General features: G+C 62.4%; 14 protein-coding genes and 1 pseudogene. 2 read left to right on the forward strand and 13 right to left on the reverse strand.

Annotation, left to right across the window (positions count from 1 at the left end; genetic code table 11):
- Nucleotides 1–70: 70 nt before the first annotated feature.
- The 9 genes and pseudogenes from LOY67_RS06025 to LOY67_RS06065 form a co-directional block, all read right to left on the reverse strand.
- Complete coding sequence (locus LOY67_RS06025) at nt 71–835, reverse strand: ABC transporter ATP-binding protein (RefSeq protein ID WP_265066369.1); 765 nt, start codon at nt 833–835, stop codon at nt 71–73.
- Nucleotides 836–848: 13 nt separating this feature from the next.
- A pseudogene (locus LOY67_RS06030) lies at nt 849–1968 on the reverse strand (succinylglutamate desuccinylase/aspartoacylase family protein).
- Nucleotides 1969–1986: 18 nt separating this feature from the next.
- On the reverse strand, nt 1987–2697 hold the full coding sequence (locus LOY67_RS06035; protein ID WP_265066370.1) for an ABC transporter permease: 711 nt from the start codon (nt 2695–2697) through the stop codon (nt 1987–1989).
- On the reverse strand, nt 2694–3422 hold the full coding sequence (locus tag LOY67_RS06040) for an ABC transporter permease (RefSeq protein WP_265066371.1): 729 nt from the start codon (nt 3420–3422) through the stop codon (nt 2694–2696). The genes LOY67_RS06035 and LOY67_RS06040 overlap by 4 nt, the downstream gene beginning before the upstream one ends.
- A 57-nt stretch (nt 3423–3479) precedes the next feature.
- The gene (locus LOY67_RS06045; protein ID WP_265066372.1) at nt 3480–4262 is read right to left on the reverse strand and encodes a transporter substrate-binding domain-containing protein; all 783 of its coding nucleotides are present in this window, start codon (nt 4260–4262) and stop codon (nt 3480–3482) included.
- A 420-nt stretch (nt 4263–4682) separates the two neighbouring features.
- On the reverse strand, nt 4683–6371 hold the full coding sequence (locus LOY67_RS06050; protein ID WP_265066373.1) for an ATP-dependent DNA ligase: 1689 nt from the start codon (nt 6369–6371) through the stop codon (nt 4683–4685).
- Nucleotides 6368–7393 carry a ligase-associated DNA damage response exonuclease gene (locus LOY67_RS06055; RefSeq protein WP_265066374.1) on the reverse strand — a complete coding sequence of 342 codons (1026 nt, stop codon included), beginning with the start codon at nt 7391–7393 and terminating at the stop codon, nt 6368–6370. The genes LOY67_RS06050 and LOY67_RS06055 overlap by 4 nt, the downstream gene beginning before the upstream one ends.
- A gap of 240 nt (nt 7394–7633) precedes the next feature.
- A complete protein-coding gene (locus LOY67_RS06060; protein WP_265066375.1) occupies nt 7634–10084 on the reverse strand; it encodes a penicillin acylase family protein in 2451 nt (816 codons plus the stop codon).
- Nucleotides 10085–10346: 262 nt separating this feature from the next.
- Complete coding sequence (locus tag LOY67_RS06065; RefSeq protein ID WP_265066376.1) at nt 10347–10991, reverse strand: glutathione binding-like protein; 645 nt, start codon at nt 10989–10991, stop codon at nt 10347–10349.
- 155 nt (nt 10992–11146) lie between these two features.
- On the opposite strand from LOY67_RS06065, the gene LOY67_RS06070 reads away from it, so the two are divergent.
- Nucleotides 11147–11704 carry a cysteine hydrolase family protein gene (locus LOY67_RS06070; protein WP_265066377.1) on the forward strand — a complete coding sequence of 186 codons (558 nt, stop codon included), beginning with the start codon at nt 11147–11149 and terminating at the stop codon, nt 11702–11704.
- A 155-nt stretch (nt 11705–11859) separates the two neighbouring features.
- Here LOY67_RS06070 and LOY67_RS06075 read toward each other — a convergent pair whose 3' ends face one another.
- The 4 genes from LOY67_RS06075 to LOY67_RS06090 all read right to left on the reverse strand — a co-directional run bounded on the left by LOY67_RS06075 (nt 11860) and on the right by LOY67_RS06090 (nt 13607).
- On the reverse strand, nt 11860–12063 hold the full coding sequence (locus tag LOY67_RS06075; RefSeq protein WP_003198420.1) for an SEC-C metal-binding domain-containing protein: 204 nt from the start codon (nt 12061–12063) through the stop codon (nt 11860–11862).
- 5 nt (nt 12064–12068) lie between these two features.
- Complete coding sequence (locus LOY67_RS06080) at nt 12069–12554, reverse strand: LEA type 2 family protein (protein WP_265066378.1); 486 nt, start codon at nt 12552–12554, stop codon at nt 12069–12071.
- Nucleotides 12555–12618: 64 nt separating this feature from the next.
- Nucleotides 12619–13107: a YchJ family protein gene (locus LOY67_RS06085; RefSeq protein ID WP_265066379.1), complete on the reverse strand. Its 489-nt coding sequence runs from the start codon at nt 13105–13107 to the stop codon at nt 12619–12621.
- 2 nt (nt 13108–13109) lie between these two features.
- Nucleotides 13110–13607 (reverse strand): DUF6231 family protein, encoded by a 498-nt coding sequence (locus LOY67_RS06090; protein WP_265066380.1) that lies wholly within the window; start codon nt 13605–13607, stop codon nt 13110–13112.
- Nucleotides 13608–13798: 191 nt separating this feature from the next.
- On the opposite strand from LOY67_RS06090, the gene LOY67_RS06095 reads away from it, so the two are divergent.
- Nucleotides 13799–14494 carry an OmpA family protein gene (locus tag LOY67_RS06095; RefSeq protein ID WP_265066381.1) on the forward strand — a complete coding sequence of 232 codons (696 nt, stop codon included), beginning with the start codon at nt 13799–13801 and terminating at the stop codon, nt 14492–14494.
- The last annotated feature ends 12 nt before the right edge of the window (nt 14495–14506 follow it).

Consider the following 14506-nt stretch of genomic DNA (forward strand, 5'->3'; position numbering starts at 1 on the left):
ATTGTCTGGGACAGGATCGCAGCCTCGTTGCACTCGACAGCTCCTACACACTGGGTACCTCTTGCAAGTTCTATTTCAGGTTGCCACTTAGGAACTGCTTGAGCCGCTCGCTCTTCGGATTGCCCAGCACGTCTTCCGGCGCGCCTTCTTCTTCCACCAGGCCCTTGTGCAGGAACAGCACCTGGTTCGAAACCTTGCGGGCGAAGCTCATTTCGTGGGTCACCATGATCATGGTCCGGCCTTCTTCGGCCAGCCCCTGGATGACCTTCAACACTTCGCCCACCAATTCCGGGTCCAGGGCCGAGGTCGGTTCATCGAACAGCATCACCTCCGGTTCCATCGCCAGGGCGCGGGCGATGGCCACGCGTTGCTGCTGGCCGCCGGAAAGGAACGCCGGGTACTGCTCGGCCACGCGCGGCGCCAGGCCGACCTTGTCGAGGTAGCGACGGGCGCGCTCATCGGCTTCCTGTTTGCTGATGCCCAACACCCGGCGTGGCGCCATGGTGATGTTTTCCAGCACGGTCATGTGGCTCCACAGGTTGAAGTGCTGGAACACCATCGCCAGGCGGGTGCGGATGCGTTGCAGTTCATCGGCGTCAGCCACGTGCATGCCATGGCGGTCCTTGATCATCTGGACCGGTTGGCCGTCCAGGCTCATGGCGCCGTCGTTGGGTTGCTCCAGGAAGTTGATGCAGCGCAGGAAGGTACTCTTGCCCGAGCCGCTGGCGCCGATCAGGCTGATGACGTCGCCGGTCTTGGCCTTGAGCGAAACGCCCTTGAGCACCTCATGTTCGCCGTAGCTTTTATGCAGGCCTTCAATGGTCAGTTTGTACATGGAACAGGCATCCTCAAGGCGAAAGTAGGTAGCCGCTGCGGTAGGCATCGGCGCCGGCGACGTGGGCGACGACCATGCCGGCGGTGGCCATGCGGCGCAGCGAGCGGGCGTACATCAGCCCGGCGTTGCAGCAATGAATGGGGGTGACGGTATCGTTGACCGGATCGATGATTTCCGCCACCAGTTGACCGGCCTCCAGGTACTCGCCAGGCAGGGCGCTGTAGACCAGCAGCCCGCCCACGGGTGTTGCCACCGGCTCGACGCCGGCCAGCGGTGTGGCCGGATAAGGCAGCTCGGGCAGGGGCATCGGTTCGCCGTCGATCGCGCCGTAGTGGATCAGGTATTCGATCAGGGCCTGGCAGTCGAGACTCGCCAGCCCGTGGTTGACGTCGCCCTGGCCACGCAATTCGACGGTGACGGAAAAAACTGCCCAGGGGAATCTCGAAGCGATCGCCGAAACGTTCCTTGAGTTGCCACCAGAGCAGGGTGAAGCATTCATCGAACGATTGACCGCCCGAGTCGGTCGCCAGCAGGCTGGCCTCGGCGCCGATGTAGCGGGCCAGCGGCTCGACCTGGGGCCAGGCTTCCGGTGTGGTGTAGAGGTGCGCCACGGCTTCGAAATCGCAATGCAGGTCCAGCACCATGTCGGCGTCGCAAGCCAGCCGCTGCAGGACCAGGCGCTGGGATTGCAGTTGCGTGGGCGCGGTCTGCCGGGCGAGGGCATCGCGCAGACTGGTGCGGATCAGCATCAGGTTGTGCTGCGGATCCTGGGTGAGCAGCTCTTCGATCTCGTTGCCGACTTCCTCGCTCAGGTCGATGAAGCGGCGGTTGAAGTTCTGCCCGCTCTCCAATTCGTAGCGACCCAGTGGCACGTCCATCAGCACTTGTTCGAGGCCGATGGGGTTGGCCACGGGCACCAGCACGATTTCGTGTCGCAGGTGGCCGGACGCCTCGAGTTCCGCCAGGCGTTGCTTGAGGTGCCAGGCCACCAGCATGCCGGGTAATTCATCGGCGTGCAGGGACGACTGGATGTAGATCTTGCCGACGGCTTTTTCCGGGCCGAAGTGAAAACTGTGGATCTTGCGTGCGGTCCCCGGCAGTGGGGCCAGCAAGTCATGGATCTGGTGGCGCATTTGCGTGTGTGTCCTGGACTAATGAGTCGGCCCGAGAAAGGCCAGCCAGCGGCGTTCGGCAAGGCGGAAGAGACCTACCAGTGCGAAGGTCACGGTCAGGTAGATCAACGCGGCGATCCCGAACGACTGGAAGGTCAGGAAGGTGGCCGAGTTGGCATCCCGGGCCACTTTCAGCACGTCTGGAACGGTAGCGGTGAATGCCACGGTCGTCGAGTGCAGCATCAGGATCACTTCGTTGCTGTAGTAAGGCAGCGAACGACGCAGCGCCGATGGCATGATCACGTAGGCATACAGCTTCCAACCGGTCAGGCCGTAGGCCTTGGCCGCTTCGACTTCGCCGTGGTTCATGCTGCGGATCGCCCCGGCAAAGATCTCCGTGGTGTAGGCGCAGGTGTTCAGGGCGAAGGCCAGGATCGTGCAGTTCATCGCATCGCGAAAGAAACTGTCGAGCAGGGGTTGGGCGCGCACCGCCGCAATGCTGTAGATACCGGTGTAGCAGATCAACAGCTGGATATAGAGCGGTGTGCCGCGGAACAGATACGTGTAGAACTGCACCGGCCAGCGCACGGAGCGCTTGGGCGAAACCCGGGCGATGGACAGCGGGATCGACACCAGGAAGCCGACCAGCAGCGAAGCGCTGAGCAGCCACAGGGTCATCGCCAGGCCCGTGACGTTGACGCCGTCGCTATAAAGGAACGGCCGCCAGTATTCTTGTAGAAGTTCGATCATCGCACCGCCTCCCGTGCTCCGGCGGCGTAGCGGCGTTCAAGCCTGCGCAGAATGAAATTGGACGCGCTGGTAATCAGCAGATAGATCAGCGCCGCCAGCACCAGGAAGTAGAACAGTTGATAGGTGCTCTTGCCCGCATCCTGGGCCGCCTTGACCAGGTCGGCCAGGCCGATGATCGACACCAGCGCCGTGGCCTTGAGCATCACCATCCAGTTGTTGCCGATCCCCGGCAGGGCAAAGCGCATCATTTGCGGAAACACCACGAAGCGGAAACGCTGGCCACGCTTGAGGCCATACGCGGTGGCGGCTTCGACCTGGCCCCTGGGCACCGCGAGGATCGCGCCGCGAAAGGTTTCGGTGAAGTACGCGCCATAGATGAAGCCCAGGGTAATCACCCCGGCGCCGAATGGGTCGATCTCGATGTATTCCCATTCCATGAAATCGGTAAAGGAGGTCAGCCAGGTTTGCAGGCTGTAGAAAATCAACAGCATCAGCACCAGGTCCGGCACACCGCGAATCAGCGTGGTATAGAGCTGGGCCGGGATTCGCAGCAGTTTGACCGGGGACAGCTTGGCGCTGGCGCCCAACAGGCCGAGCAAGACGCTCAATAAAAGCGACAGGGCCGCCAGTTTGATGGTCATCCAGGTGCCTTGCATCAGTAGTGGGCCAAAGCCCTTCAGGCTGAAGGCGGAGAGCCCCAGATTTTGTAGGAGTTGTTCGAACATGGAAGAGGCCTTTGGCAGTCAAAAAGCGCCCATCCGCAATCGGATGGGCGCCGCGCATTATTTGCCGCTGTACAGATTCAGATCGCCAAAGTGTTTTTTCTGGATGGTGGCGAATGTGCCGTCATCGTGTAACGCTTTGATACCTTTATCCAAAAGAGCCTTCAGCTCGTTGTTACCTTGCTTGATACCGACGGCGGTCTTGGAAGGCAGCAGTTCGCTGTCCACCGGCTTGCTGACTTCGTAGTCGGCGCCTTGCGGGGACTTCAGGAAGCCCAGCTCGGCTTGCAGCATGTCCTGGATCGAGGCGTCGAGGCGGCCGGAGACCAGGTCGGCATAGACCTGATCCTGGTTGGCATAGGACTGGGTCTTGACGCCGGCCTTGTCCAGTACCGCTTTGGCGTAGGCTTCCTGGATGGTGCCTTGTTCATAGCCGACCGTCTTGCCCTTGAGCGAAGCGATGTCGGTGCTCAGGCCAGAGCCCTTCTTGAACACGAGGGACGTTGGGCCGGAGAACAGCTCGTTGGAGAAGTCGATGACTCTCTCACGGGCTGGAGTCACGGTCATGGACGAGATCACACCGTCGAATTTATTGGCCTTGAGGCCAGGGATCATGCCGTCGAAATCGCTTTCGACCCATTTGCATTTGACCTTCAGCTCGGCGCAGATCGCGTTGCCCAGGTCGATATCGAAACCTACCAGGCTGCCATCGGCGGCCTTGGATTCAAAGGGAGCGTAGGACGGGTCGACACCAAAACGCAGTTCCTTGTATTCCTTGGCCGTGGCGGCGCCGGCGGCCATGCACAATGCCAGTGCAGAAAGGGTCAGCAGTGCTTTTTTCATTATCGAGTCCCTAAAACCATGATGGGCGCTTGTGGCGCATAAGTTTTTGTTACCGGTGAAGATGAGAACGGTATGACGGCATAAAGGTAGCAATTTCCGAACCAGAGTGCCGAACAAGCGTTTTAAAAAGTTTCTGCGGCAGACGGTGGAACGCGCTGGTGCGCGGAGGAGATCGTACAACAAAAGGTGCGTTGGGATGGTGCGTGCATTGCAGCGCGGACACTTGTGGCGGGGGATCGAAACGTCGCCCCGCTCGCTGGGTTGCGCCTGCGTAGGAGCTGTCGAGCGAAGCGAGGCTGCGATCTTTCCCCTGACACTTGAATCTCAAGCGAAAGACCAAAAGACCAAAAAGATCAAAAGATCGCAGCCTCGCTTCGCTCGACAGCTCCTACGCAGGCGGCGGGGCGGAGCCACAGAGGGTTATTTCAGCAGGTCCTGGAGCGTTGCCAGGGTATCGGCCTCGTCGACGCGCTTGTCCCTGCGCCAACGCAACATCCTGGGAAACCGCACCGCGATCCCGCTCTTGTGGCGCTTGGACAAGGCAATACCCTCGAAACCCAATTCGAAAACCAGGGTAGGCGTCACGCTATTTACCGGGCCGAATTTCTCAACGGTGGTCTTGCGCACGATGCTGTCGACCTGGCGCATCTCTTCATCGGTCAGCCCCGAATAGGCTTTGGCGAACGGCACCAGGCTGCGCTCGCGGCTGCCCGGCGGGTTGTCCCAGACGGCGAAGGTGTAATCGCTGTACAGGCTGGCGCGTCGGCCGTGACCGCGTTGGGCGTAGATCAACACGGCGTCGACGCTGAACGGGTCGATTTTCCATTTCCACCACACACCCATGTCCTTGGTCCGGCCGACGCCGTACAGCGCGTTGCGCGCCTTGAGCATCATGCCTTCGACGCCGAGGCTACGGGACGCTTCGCGCTGGCGGGCGAGGTCGGGCCAGTCCTGGCCGGTGACGATCGGCGACGGTAGCAGCACCGGGCTTTTGGCGCGGGCAATCAGTGCCTCCAGTTGCTCGCGGCGCTCGGCCTGGGGACGGCTGCGCCAGTCCTCTGCTTGCCATTCCAGCAGGTCGTAGGCCATCACTACCACGGGCGCATCTTCGAGGACTTTTCTGCTCAGGGTCTTGCGACCGATGCGCTGTTGCAACAGGGCGAACGGTTGCACGGCCGGTTGCAGCGGTGCAGCCGCATCGAAAGCCTCCCCGGTCACCGGTTGCGGGTTTTTCCAGACCACGATTTCGCCATCGATTACCGTGCCGTCGGGCAGTACCTGAGCCAAGGCATGCAATTCAGGGAAGCGCTCGGTCACCAGCTCTTCGCCCCGGGACCAGACCCACAGATGGCCGTCGCGCTTGATCACCTGGGAGCGGATGCCGTCCCACTTCCATTCCACTTGCCAGTCGCTGGCCGGCCCCAGCAGCGTGTCGAACTGCTCTGCCGGTGCGGCCAAGGCATGGGCCAGGAAAAACGGGTACGGCTGACCGCCGCGTTGGGCATGTTCATCCTCGGACTCGGCGGCGATCAGCTTGAGGTAACGCTCGGCCGTCGGGCGATGGGACAGGTCGGTGTAACCCACCAGGCGCTGGGCGACCCGTTTGCTGTCCAGCCCGGCCAGCCCGGCCAGGGCCCGGGTCACCAGCAGCTTGGACACCCCGACCCGGAAACTGCCGGTGATGAGCTTGATGCAGAGCATCAGGCTCGAGCGGTCGAGTTGTGCCCACAGGGCGGGTAATCGCACCGCCAATACCTCAGGCGCTTCGCCGCGCAACGGCAGCAGTTTTTCTTCGATCCACAACGCCAGGTCTTCGGCAGAGGTGTGGGGAGACTCCGGCAACACCAGGGAAATGGTTTCGGCCAGGTCGCCCACGGCCTGATAGCTTTCTTCGAACAGCCAAGGCGACAATCCGGATACCTGTACGGCCAGTTCCCGCAGGATCTTCACCGGCACCAACTGCCGGGGGCGGCCACCGGACAGGAAGTACACGGCCCACGCCGCGTCCTGGGGCGGGGCCTGGGTGAAGTAGCGTTGCATGGCGGCCAGCTTGGCATTGCTGGAGGTGGTGGCGTCCAGGTCGGCGTAGAGCTCGGCGAAGGCTTTCATGCTGCGTCCTCCCCGGTGGCAGGGGAGACGTCTTCTTCATCGTCGCCGTATTCAGTGCTGAAACCCTGGGCATCCAGGCCGAGCTCGCACAAATGTCGCACCAGCACGCCCACCGACCCGTGCGTGACCATCACCCGTTCGGCGCCGGTCTGTTCGATGGCCCAGAGCAGCCCGGGCCAGTCGGCGTGATCGGAGAGCACGAAGCCCCGGTCCACGCCGCGCCGCCGTCGAGTGCCCCGCAGGCGCATCCAGCCGCTGGCGAAGGCATCGCTGTAGGCGCCGAAACGGCGCATCCAGGTGCTGCCACCGGCCGAGGGCGGGGCGATGACCAGGGCCTGGCCCAGGATGGGATCGTTCTTCTTGATGTCACCGGCATAGATCGTCGGCGGCAAATGCACCCCGGCCTCGCGGTACACCCGGTTCAACGGCTCCACCGCGCCGTGGGCGAGGATGGGGCCGAGGCTGGCGTCGATGCCGTGGAGAATCCGCTGGGCCTTGCCGAAGGAATAGCAGAACAGCACGCTGGCGCGATTGGCGGCGATGTTTGCGCGCCACCATTGGTTGATCTCATCGAATATCTGCGCCTGGGGTTGCCAGCGATAGATGGGCAGGCCGAACGTGGATTCGGTGATGAACGTATGGCACTTCACCGGCTCGAACGGCGTGCAGGTGCCGTCGGGTTCGACTTTGTAATCCCCGGAGGCCACCCAGACCTCGCCTTCATGTTCCAGCCGCACCTGGGCCGACCCCAACACGTGGCCGGCGGGGTGAAAACTCAAGGTCACGCCGTGATGTTGCAGGCGTTCGCCGTAGGGCAGGGTTTGCAGATTGATGTCCTGGCCCAGTCGCGAACGCAGGATGCCTTCACCGGGGGCCGCTGCCAGGTAGTGTTGATTGCCGCCGCGGGCATGGTCACCGTGGGCATGGGTGATGACCGAGCGCGCAACCGGGCGCCAGGGATCGATGTAGAAATCCCCGGGCGGGCAATACAGGCCTTCGGGGCGGGCAATGACAAGATCCATGCAATCACCGGGGCGATGGGCTTGTCAGGTAGAGGCAGGTGCGAGGGGAGAAGTTCTATCGAGTTCTGATGGAGAGGCGCCTGCCCCCTGTAGGAGCTGTCGAGCACCGCGAGGCTGCGATCTTTTGATCTTTCGCTTGAGACTCAAGTGTCGGGGGAAAGATCGCAGCCTCGCGGTGCTCGACAGCTCCTACACGTGCTCGACAGCTCCTACGACCGCGGTCTGGGAGCCGGGAACGCTTTATTTACCGGGAACGAGGGTCAGCCGCGTCTTGCCATACGCCCGGTCAAAGTTCTGCGGTTGCAGCGGCAGGTTCTGGTACTGCCCCTTGATCCACGGATCGATGCCGTTGAGGTAGTAGGGGCTGGCCGGGTTGCCCGACTGGCCGCTACCGCTCTGGACCATCAACGGTTCGGGCTGGCCGAAATCGACGATGAAGCGCATGTCCGGCGCCTGGGTGGTGTTGAAGTCCTGGCCCCAGGCGAACGCCGCAACGTTGAGCGTGGTGGCGTCGCCGCCGCTCGATAGCGGACCGCGCACGACCTGGCCGCTGCCGTTCCTCCACGCGTAGCTGTGCAATTTGCCCCACTGCCAGGCCTTGTGGTCACCGCCCAACTGGCTTTCACCGGCACTGATGGACGCTGCCAGGCTGCGGGCGAGGATAACCGCCTTGTCTTCTTTCTGCGGGGTACGCACGTCATCCCAGAACGGACTGTCTTCACGTCCCAGCAGGTGATCGGCCTGGGCCGAATAGGACAGTTGGCCGTTGGCGACCAGCGCTTTCCACGCCGGGCTGCTTTGCGGGCCCAGTTCATCGAGGAAAATCTGCTTCATGCTTTCTTGCAGGAACAGTTCGTAGATAGCCGCGTCGGCGGAGGTCGGGCTGAGCCGGCCATCGAACGCCATCAGGCGGGTATAGGCCTCGCGGGCCTTGGCCCGGTCAGTCACTGGCAGGGCTTCGATCGCCTGCTTGAGCGGTTGGGCCATGCCCGGGGCCTCGAAGACTTTCTTGAGTTTGGCCGCGAACGTCGTGGTCTGGTCGTATTGCATGGCGGTCAGGCTGCGGACGTCGTGTTTGCTGGCGCCGGCCAGCTCGGCCAGACGCTCGCTACGTTCCGGTGCGGCCCAGGAGTTGGACAGCTGCATGCCGTAGCCATGGGGAATGACCCGCTGGTTGGCGTTGCCCAGCCAGCCCTGGGGCGGATCCTGGTCGTAAGGGTGCGCCATCGGGTCGGCGTAGCCCTCCCAGTCGTAGCGGCCGTCCCAGCCCGGCGACGGCAACAGGCCTTCGCCTTCGCGGCGGTTCGGATAGCGACCGGTGACTTGCCAGCCGATGTGGCTGGCGTCGGCAAACACCAGGTTCACCGCCATGGCACGGATCTCGCGGCTGGCATCGGAGGCTTTCTCGGCGCTCTGTGCCCGGGACAGGTCGAAGAACGCGTCCAGGGTCTTGTCGTCGGTGAGGCTCGGCGTCTGCAAGGCCAGGCCAAAGCCATTGGCCATGGCCGGACCCTGGACGCTGTTGAGCAACGGGCCGTGGCGGGTTTCATACACGGCTTCGCGAATCGACCGCTGGCCTTTGACGAAGTAGGTTTCGTTGCGCACCATCGCCGGCTGCCATTTGCCGTTGACCTCGTAGGACAAACCACTGCCCTGGCGTCGGATCTTTTCCAGGAACAGATCCTGGTTGTCTCCCTGCACGCTGGTCATGCTCCAGGCCACGTTGCCGTTGTAGCCCGCCAGAATCATGGGAATACCGGCCACGGAAACCCCGGCCGCCTCATACTTGGGTGCGCGAATCTGCACCACGCTCCACAACGAGGGCACGCCCAACGGTCCGTGGCTGTCGCTTGCCAGCAGGCTCTTGCCGTTGCGGCTGCGTTGCGGGGCCATGGCCCAGCTGTTCGAAGAGGTAGCGCCCAACAGGTTCAGTTCGGCCAACTGGCGGGTGGCGTTGTTGATTTCGTTCAGGCCCGGGATCTGGCCGTTGAGCCGGACACCCTGGAGCTTGTCGGCTTCGCCCTGGGGCAGGGGTTCGTCCGGGTAGGACGGGGTCAGCCAGGCCAGTTTGTCCTGGCTGACCGTCTGGGCCATGACCAGGGCCGCGATTTCTTCCGGCAGGTTGGCCGATTGGCTGAAGTTCAGCAGGCAGAACATCAGCGCCGAATCTTCCGGTTTCCAGTACTCGGGTTTGTAGCCAGTGGCGGCCAGGTCCGACGGCAGTTTGTCGCGGTAGCGGAACAGGTAGGCGTTGACGCCGCGGGCGTAGACTTCGAAGAAGCGCTTGAGCCGCGGTGAGGAAGCCTTGTACAGCTCGTCGGCACTTTTCTTCAGGTTGACCGCGCGCATGTAGCGGTCGACGTCCAGCCGTTCGGCCCCGGACATTTCCGCCAGCCGACCCTGGGCCAGCAGGCGCATGGTGACCATCTGGGTGATGCGATCGCTGGCGTGGACGTAGCCGAGGGCGAACAGCGCGTCGTGGAAGCTGTTGCTCTCGATCAGCGGCATGCCCATGGCATTGCGTCGAACCGAGACGTTCTGCGCCAGCCCCTTGAGTGGTTGCACGCCGGAAACCGGTGGGACGGTGTCCTGGGCATTCCAGGACTGGCAACCGCTCAAACCGAGCACACTGGCCACGGCGGCGGCAATACCGAGCCGGGGGAAGAAGGAATTAGAGGCTGGCGAGGCCATGACGAAGCTCCTGCGGGAGGGGGGCGGCAAATAAAGGCGCTACGTTAGTGAGCAGGAGGGGGCCGCGCAAGCGGGGGCGGGGGTTATTTGTGGATTTGGCGATGAACCCCAGCTGTGGCGAGGGGATTTATCCCCGCTGGGGCGCGTAGCGGCCCCAACCCGAGCAACTCGGTGTGCCAGCCTGTGTCTGGAGGGGGCCGCTTCGCAGCCCAGCGGGGATAAATCCCCTCGCCACAGATAAATCCCCCTCGCTACAGGTTGCTCAGGGCTTCGGTGGGTTGATCTTATCCACCAGCGCATAGGCCCTTACCGTCGCCGGGCGCTCCTTGATGCGATTGAACCAGCGCTGCAGGTTCGGGAAGTCTTCCAGGCGCTGACTTTGCCATTGATGGGACACCGTCCAGGGGTAGATCGCCATGTCGGCGATGCTGTACTCGCTGCCCGCCACGAAATCACGGTCCGCCAGGCGTCGATCCAGCACGCCGTACAGGCGAGCGGTTTCGTCGACGTAGCGCTTGATCGCGTAGGGAATCTTTTCCGGAGCGAACCGGCTGAAGTGATGGTTCTGCCCGGCCATCGGCCCCAGGCCGCCCATCTGCCAGAACAGCCATTGCAGGACTTCCTGCCGCCCGCGCAGGTCCTGTGGAATGAAGCGGCCGGTTTTTTCCGCCAGGTACAGCAGGATCGCGCCCGACTCGAACAACGAGATCGGCTCGCCACCGTCGGCGGGCTCATGGTCGACGATCGCCGGGATGCGGTTGTTGGGGGCGATTTTCAGGAAATCCGGCTTGAATTGCTCGCCCTGGCCGATGTTGATCGGATGTACCTTGTAGGGCAGGCCGGCCTCTTCGAGGAACAGCGAGATTTTATGGCCGTTGGGGGTGGTCCAGTAATACAGGTCGATCATGGAGGGCTCCAGATGAGACAGCGTGGTGAGTGGACAACAAACGACGGCAGGAGGTCGTCCTCTTTCGCGCGAAGGCTTGCCTGTGGGAAGAGGTGATGCTCAAGTGTGGAAAATTCAATGACCATGCACGCGAAAATCGGAATGGAGTTACAGACATGGCGCTAGAGAAAAATGCAGCGTTGATCCTTATCGATCAACAGAAAGGCATCCTGCAGCCCAGGCTCGGCTCTCGCAACAACCCCGAGGCAGAGCTGCGCATGCTCGAACTGCTGGCCTTCTGGCGAGATTCGGCGCGGCCGGTGATCCATGTCCATCACCTGTCCCGCTCGCCGGATTCGGTGTTCTGGCCAGGGCAGCAAGGGGTGGAGGTCCAGGAACGGTTCGAACCGCAGGAAGGCGAGTGGCTGATCCACAAGGACGTGCCGGATGCGTTCTGCGCGACTCATCTGGAGGCTGACTTGCGTCGGGCGGGGATCGGACAATTGGTGATCGTCGGCGTGGCGACGAACAACTCGGTGGAGTCCACGGCGCGTACGGCAGGCAACCTGGGTTTTGATACCTGGGTGGCCGAGGACGCCTGTTTCACCTTCGACAAGGCCGATTATTTCGGCCGGGCCCGTTCGGCCGATGAGGTGCACGCCATGTCGCTGGGTAACCTGCACGGCGAGTATGCGACGGTGGTCAGTGTGAAGCAGGTTCTGGAGGCAGGCTGACAAGCGGTGTTGGGGGTGCGGGCCTCATCGCGAGCAGGCTCGCTCCCACAAGGGATCTGCGGCATTCACAAATCTGACGCCTGCCTTCATTCCTGTGGGAGCGAGCCTGCTCGCGATGACGATTCAACCGGCGAAGACTCTCTGCGCCCAGGCTATCAAGCCCCGTGGCACTTCTTGAATTTCTTGCCATTGCCGCACGGGCAAGGGTCGTTGCGGCCGACATCCTTCAAGGCGTTGCGCACCGGCTCCTGGTGGGCGTGGCCGCAGTTCGGGCCGTGAACGTGGCCGTGATCATGATCGTGGTGATGGTCGTGATCGTGGTTGCAATCAGGGCCGTGAACGTGGGGTTGTTGGGTCATCGGGGTTACTCCGCAATAAAATCGGCGGCGATTATCACGCCATTGCGTTTCAGGTGCACGTAGTGGGCGACGAATAATCCGGTTTCCAGCTCACCTTCCAGACGATAGGGGATCTGCTGGCGGGGTTTCTCGAGCAGTTTCACCACTTCCCGCACCTGCGGCCACAGATTGGTGCGAATCGGTATCTTGAAGTAGCCACTTTGCCCGGGAGGGACGGTGAACCAATGCTCATGCTCGCCTTCGGTCAACAGCAGGTCGCCCAGATGGATCCGGTAGGTCAGGCCGCGCACGGTCAGGTCGCTGTCACCGGGGTTATCGACCCGCAAATGCAGCATGAACCGCTGTTCCAGCAGCCGGGCCCGCACCACTTCGACCTTGACCAGGTGCACCTGCGGTTCAGTTGCCTCTTCGGTTTGCCAGGACGCACAGCCGCCAAGCCCGATGAACAGCAGCAGGCAGGTGATGCGTAGCCTATGTAATGAATGGGTCATGTCCGCGCCTCTGCTTTTCAGTCTAGCCCGCTGATAACAGGGCAAGCGTCGGACGTTTCCGAAATCAGCGAGCGAAGTAGCCTGCGCAGCATTTCTTGAACTTGTGTCCGCTGCCGCACGGGCAACTGTCGTTGCGCCCGGTCTTGACCGGCACGGTCGGGTCGATGAAATACCAGCGCCCATCGTTCTGCACAAAGGAGGACTGTTCGCGGTGGCTGTGTTCCCCCTGGCCGTCATGCCAACGCGCGGTGAAGGTGACGAAGGCATGTTCCGGCTGCCCACCGAATACCTCGCTGCTCTCCACCTCCAGCCCCAGCCAGGTGCTTTTGCTGCTCCATTCACTGATGGACAGGCGATCGAGACCGTCCTGCTGGACGGGCAGGGTGGTGCCCACCAGATAGTCCACCAGCCCCAGCACATAAGCGCTGTAGCGCGAACGCATCAAGGCTTCGGCGCAGGGGGCGGGGTGGCCGTCGTGGTAATGGCCGCAGCAGGTGTTCAACGGGTTGCCACTGCCGCAGGGGCAGATGGTTGCGTGCTGGCTTGTGTTCACGGCTACCACCAGTATTTTCCGAAGTTTTCGGGATTGGCCCAGAAACGTGAATTGAGCCAGTCGGGGACTTGTTTGTATTCCAGCAGATCGTAGGTGAACAGGGTCAGCACCTGTTTCTCGCGCTGGAACCGTTCGCTGGCTTGCAGGGCCAGGGAAAAGAAGTCCGTTTCCTGCCAGCCGCAGGCGTCGAGGTCCGCCAGCACGGCAATGCGGCTGGCGTTGAGATTACGGATGCCGCCCAGCAGGTTCAGACCGTCGCGCTTGGGCACATGTTCCAGGCAATCGAGTGCCAGGGCCAGGTCGAAGCGCTGTCCGGCCACCTCCATCGGCAAGGGGCCGGGAGCTACCTGGATCACTTCGGTGTCGGGGTGTGCCTGCCGGAACGCCTCGAGCGCGGGAAAGCTGCTGGCACCGATCAACAGCAGTTTTCGCGGGGCGTAACGGTCAAGCACGGCAGCCAGTGCTTGCTGGGGTGTGCGCGATGAAATGGCAACGGTCATTGAAATTCCTCGATCAGAACCACCACGATAGCCTGCCTGGACAACGTGGCCTAGAGCGGTTTGCATTAAAACGTGCCGAACGGCCGCAAACACTGGGCAAAATCCGCGATAGCGCGGTGCTGGCGCAGATCCCCACTCGGGTCTTTACTCCCCTGAATCGGTGCAAAGCCGATCCCTCAAGGAGAAACCCAATGAGCATAGTTCGGACAGCGTTACCCCTGGTTCTGCTAACCAGTGTGTTGACTGGTTGCGCAGGTTTGCAAAAAACCGACTGGCCGACCTGTGCGGCCGTCGGCGGCGTGGTCGGCGCGGGATTGGGCGCCACTGAAAGCACCTCCTGGGCCGGCGGCGGTGCGCTGTTTCTCGGCACCATGGCAGCGGCCTATTGCTGGGTGCACGGAGACGGCGACGAGGACGGCGATGGCGTGCCGGACAGCCGCGACAAGTGCCCGGGTACACCGAAGGGCGTACAGGTCGACGCCGATGGTTGCCCGCCGCCCGCCCCGGCGCCGGTAGTAGAGGAGCCCGTGGTTGTCAAAGAGGAAACAATCGTAGTCCGCGATGTGCATTTCGAGTTCAACAAGTCCACGTTGACGGCGGCTGACAAGCAAGTATTGAGCGGCGTCGCGACCCGACTGAAACAGGAGTCGTCCACCGCCCAGCTTCGGGTGACCGGGCACACCGACAGTGTCGGCAGCAATGCCTATAACCAGCGACTGTCGGAGAAACGGGCCAACTCGGTGGTGCAGTACCTGGTTGAAAGCGGCGTACCTCGCGCCAGTTTCGTCTCGGTGGCCGGTGCTGGTGAGAGTCAGCCGGTGGCCGACAACAAGACCGCCGATGGACGCGCCATGAACCGCCGCACTGAAATCAAGATAAACCGCTGAAACCTGTGGCGA

The organism is Pseudomonas sp. B21-056 (genome assembly GCF_026016325.1).
Taxonomy (GTDB): domain Bacteria; phylum Pseudomonadota; class Gammaproteobacteria; order Pseudomonadales; family Pseudomonadaceae; genus Aquipseudomonas.

Excerpts from the sequence above, each read along its gene's own strand:
- LOY67_RS06050 (WP_265066373.1), bottom strand. The coding sequence starts at position 6,371 with ATGAAAGCCTTCGCCGAGCTCTACGCCGACCTGGACGCCACCACCTCC.
- LOY67_RS06080 (WP_265066378.1), bottom strand. The coding sequence starts at position 12,554 with ATGACCCATTCATTACATAGGCTACGCATCACCTGCCTGCTGCTGTTC.
- LOY67_RS06095 (WP_265066381.1), top strand. The coding sequence starts at position 13,799 with ATGAGCATAGTTCGGACAGCGTTACCCCTGGTTCTGCTAACCAGTGTG.
- LOY67_RS06035 (WP_265066370.1), bottom strand. The coding sequence starts at position 2,697 with ATGATCGAACTTCTACAAGAATACTGGCGGCCGTTCCTTTATAGCGAC.
- LOY67_RS06090 (WP_265066380.1), bottom strand. The coding sequence starts at position 13,607 with ATGACCGTTGCCATTTCATCGCGCACACCCCAGCAAGCACTGGCTGCC.
- LOY67_RS06075 (WP_003198420.1), bottom strand. The coding sequence starts at position 12,063 with ATGACCCAACAACCCCACGTTCACGGCCCTGATTGCAACCACGATCAC.
- LOY67_RS06025 (WP_265066369.1), bottom strand. The coding sequence starts at position 835 with ATGTACAAACTGACCATTGAAGGCCTGCATAAAAGCTACGGCGAACAT.
- LOY67_RS06065 (WP_265066376.1), bottom strand. The coding sequence starts at position 10,991 with ATGATCGACCTGTATTACTGGACCACCCCCAACGGCCATAAAATCTCG.
- LOY67_RS06070 (WP_265066377.1), top strand. The coding sequence starts at position 11,147 with ATGGCGCTAGAGAAAAATGCAGCGTTGATCCTTATCGATCAACAGAAA.
- LOY67_RS06060 (WP_265066375.1), bottom strand. The coding sequence starts at position 10,084 with ATGGCCTCGCCAGCCTCTAATTCCTTCTTCCCCCGGCTCGGTATTGCC.
- LOY67_RS06045 (WP_265066372.1), bottom strand. The coding sequence starts at position 4,262 with ATGAAAAAAGCACTGCTGACCCTTTCTGCACTGGCATTGTGCATGGCC.
- LOY67_RS06055 (WP_265066374.1), bottom strand. The coding sequence starts at position 7,393 with ATGGATCTTGTCATTGCCCGCCCCGAAGGCCTGTATTGCCCGCCCGGG.
- LOY67_RS06040 (WP_265066371.1), bottom strand. The coding sequence starts at position 3,422 with ATGTTCGAACAACTCCTACAAAATCTGGGGCTCTCCGCCTTCAGCCTG.